Source organism: Trichococcus sp. (genome assembly GCF_049589555.1).
GTDB lineage: Bacteria > Bacillota > Bacilli > Lactobacillales > Aerococcaceae > Trichococcus.
The window spans coordinates 1-2,693 of the sequence record NZ_JBAWAZ010000200.1 but is presented as its reverse complement, the minus strand read 5'-3'; the positions used below and the strand labels follow the sequence as shown (position 1 = coordinate 2,693).

Below are 2,693 nucleotides of genomic sequence, written 5' to 3'. Positions count from 1 at the left end.
GGCAAAAGCTGCGGGGTAATCCCAACTGCAAGGGCAACCGAGAAAAGCAGGGCTTCGATGGCTGGCCTGTTCATGATGACGTTGATCGCGAAAACGACAAGCGTAAGGACAAGCATGATTTCAGTCAATAAATAACCGAATTGTCGCACGCCACGTTCAAATTCCGTTTCTGGTGGGCGCAAAGAAAGTTTGTCGGCGATTTGTCCGAATTCGGTGCTTGCTCCCGTTTCCACCACCAACATTGTGGCGTTTCCGCTCTGTACACTCGTGCCCGTGTAGACACAGTTGGTGCGTTCCTCCAGGCTGGCGTCTTCCCTGACCTTGTCCGACTTCTTTTCGGATGGTTGGGATTCTCCGGTGAGGATGGACTGGTTGACGAATAAATTCGTACTCTCCAGAATCAAGCCGTCCGCGACAATAAGGCTGCCAGTAGAAAGCTTGATGATATCGCCCGGGACTACCTCTTTTGATGCAATCTCGATTGGCTTGCCATCGCGAAGGACGACGGATTTTGCCTGAACTTTCGCCCGGAGCTCCGCTATGACATTTCCCGCGGTATATTCCTGATAAAAACTCAGAGTAGCGCTCGCAAAGATGATTGCCAGGATGATCATCGCATCGATCCACTCCCCTGTCGCAGCCGATATTCCCGTTGCAACAAGCAGTATGAGGATGATTGGATTTTTGAACTGGCTGAGGAAGGCCCTAAGTTGCGTGTCTTTTTTTTGTTCCCTTAGCGTATTTTCACCGTGCTGTTTTAATCTTCTTGCAGCTTCTTCAGCGGCCAGGCCGTTTGCGTTGGTATGGATAGCTTGCAGCACCTCTTCTGGAGTCATACTCCAATAGTTAATCCTCCCTTTTTCTTCCATGAAACGCCCTTCTTTCCCGAACCGTTTTACCTATTTCCCCATCAACACCTCAATATCGTACACTTTTCCATCATTGACCAATTCTAAGATGTTTCCTTCACGCGTTTCGCTTCCTTCTCCTATTGTTATCACTCCCTTATTGACGCCTTCAGGGTTTTTGACTTTTATGTCATAAGTGGAATCAAAATACTTGTACCTTATCGTGTATTCTGGCCATTTTTGAGAGATGCAGGGATCCAGCAACAGCGTATTTCCGTGCTTTTGGAACCCCAATATAGATTCTAACCCAGCCTTGTACATCCATCCTACCGATCCGGTATACCACGTCCAACCGCTCCGCCCAGGATGAGGGGGGGACAGCATAAACGTCAGCAGCCATCACATATGGCTCAACTTTATCTTGATCATTGAGAGGTACCTTCTTCATCCGCAAGCTGTAAATATTTCTCAATTTTTTCAGTTCAAGTCGGAATACAATAATTGTAATCATCGCAATTATGAGGACAACCAAAATTATAACTGCAGCGTAAGCATTCAGATGTATTTCCATTTATTGGCACCTCCCTCAAAAATAAAAAAAAACAACCCTATTTTCTTATGCAGTCAGCACCATTTGGTTATGAGATATGATATTCGAATGTCGTGGAACTCTCGCGAATACAGCCAATTAGCTCGAAGCCGATTTTTTTGGATTTTGGATTGGCCTATATGTTTATTCTTTACTGTTGACATTGCGCTCAGCTTTCAAGATAAAGCCGATTTATCGCGTCGGAGTTTATTTTATCCATAAACACACGCCATATCCCAAAAAGCAGAGCGCACCGCCCTTCACGCATAAACTGTGAAATATTATAATTTTTTGCCGCTAGCCAACTGCATTACTACCAGAATGACCGCAATCACCAAAAGAATGTGTATTAAGGAACCAGCCGCCGGTAGCAAGGTGAAACCAAGCAACCATAAAACCAAAAATACAACCGCAATTGTCCATAACATGTGTCTCACTCTCCTCTATTAATTTGTTTGGTTCTGTTAATTCTCTGCCTCGCCCTTCATATGCTTAAGCTACAGCGAGCTGAGAAGTTGTGCCCTATAGCTATTCCTCACCACACTTTCCGGAAGCGTTTTCATTTATTTCCAAAGAAATTGTCCCTGTTCCTTTTTTTGATTCCGTTCTTTTCATAACTTAAGGTAATTTTACCACTAATTATTAATTTTGCATAAAACTAGTGTTTTGTTGGTATATGTCAATAGTATCGCGATAACGCCCATAAAAGCAACGCCACAATTCTGTTTGTTCCACTGTAAATTATTTGTAGGTGTATCTGTCCCTATGAAGTACTCTGCTCCATTTTTCCCGCAAATTTACGTCTTTTTTTCGGGGAATCGTCATTCTTATAGGCATACAATGAATGCATGCGAAAGAAAATATAAAAGAAATGGTGATTCCATGCAAATTTCGTTCCATGCCTTCGGTACCTACAACCAGATTATGATAGAGGAGGATTGCCTGCCGCTGTTGGAAGAATGCCGGACATTGTGCGAAGCTCTTGAAGCCAAATTTTCCGCCTTCCAGCCCACAAGTGCGATTGCCGAAATATCAGCGCAAGCAGGCATCCGGCCTGTCGCGATCGATGAAGAAACTTTTTTTATGTTAAAAAGAGCACAAGATTTTTCGAATCTTTCCAAAGGAGCGATTGACATCACCGTACGCCCCGCCACCGCGCTATGGGGAATCGGCAAAAAAGGAGATTACGTACCTGACAGCCAGGATCTCGAGCAGCTCCATGAACTTGTCGATTACAAAGGCCTCGTCCTGGACCA

General features: G+C 44.5%; 4 protein-coding genes. 1 reads left to right on the top strand and 3 read right to left on the bottom strand.

Annotated elements, in window-relative coordinates:
* The 3 genes from WBV27_RS07665 to WBV27_RS07655 form a co-directional block, all read right to left on the bottom strand.
* On the bottom strand, positions 1–869 hold an 869-nt coding region (locus WBV27_RS07665; RefSeq protein ID WP_424200874.1), incomplete at its 3' end, for an HAD-IC family P-type ATPase.
* 181 nt (positions 870–1,050) lie between these two features.
* Positions 1,051–1,419, bottom strand: coding sequence for a hypothetical protein (locus tag WBV27_RS07660; protein WP_424200872.1), 369 nt, complete (start codon positions 1,417–1,419; stop codon positions 1,051–1,053).
* 299 nt (positions 1,420–1,718) lie between these two features.
* Complete coding sequence (locus WBV27_RS07655; RefSeq protein ID WP_424200870.1) at positions 1,719–1,865, bottom strand: lmo0937 family membrane protein; 147 nt, start codon at positions 1,863–1,865, stop codon at positions 1,719–1,721.
* Positions 1,866–2,319: 454 nt separating this feature from the next.
* Here WBV27_RS07655 and WBV27_RS07650 point away from each other — a divergent pair.
* The coding region (locus tag WBV27_RS07650; protein WP_424200868.1) for an FAD:protein FMN transferase at positions 2,320–2,693 on the top strand (374 nt) is incomplete at its 3' end.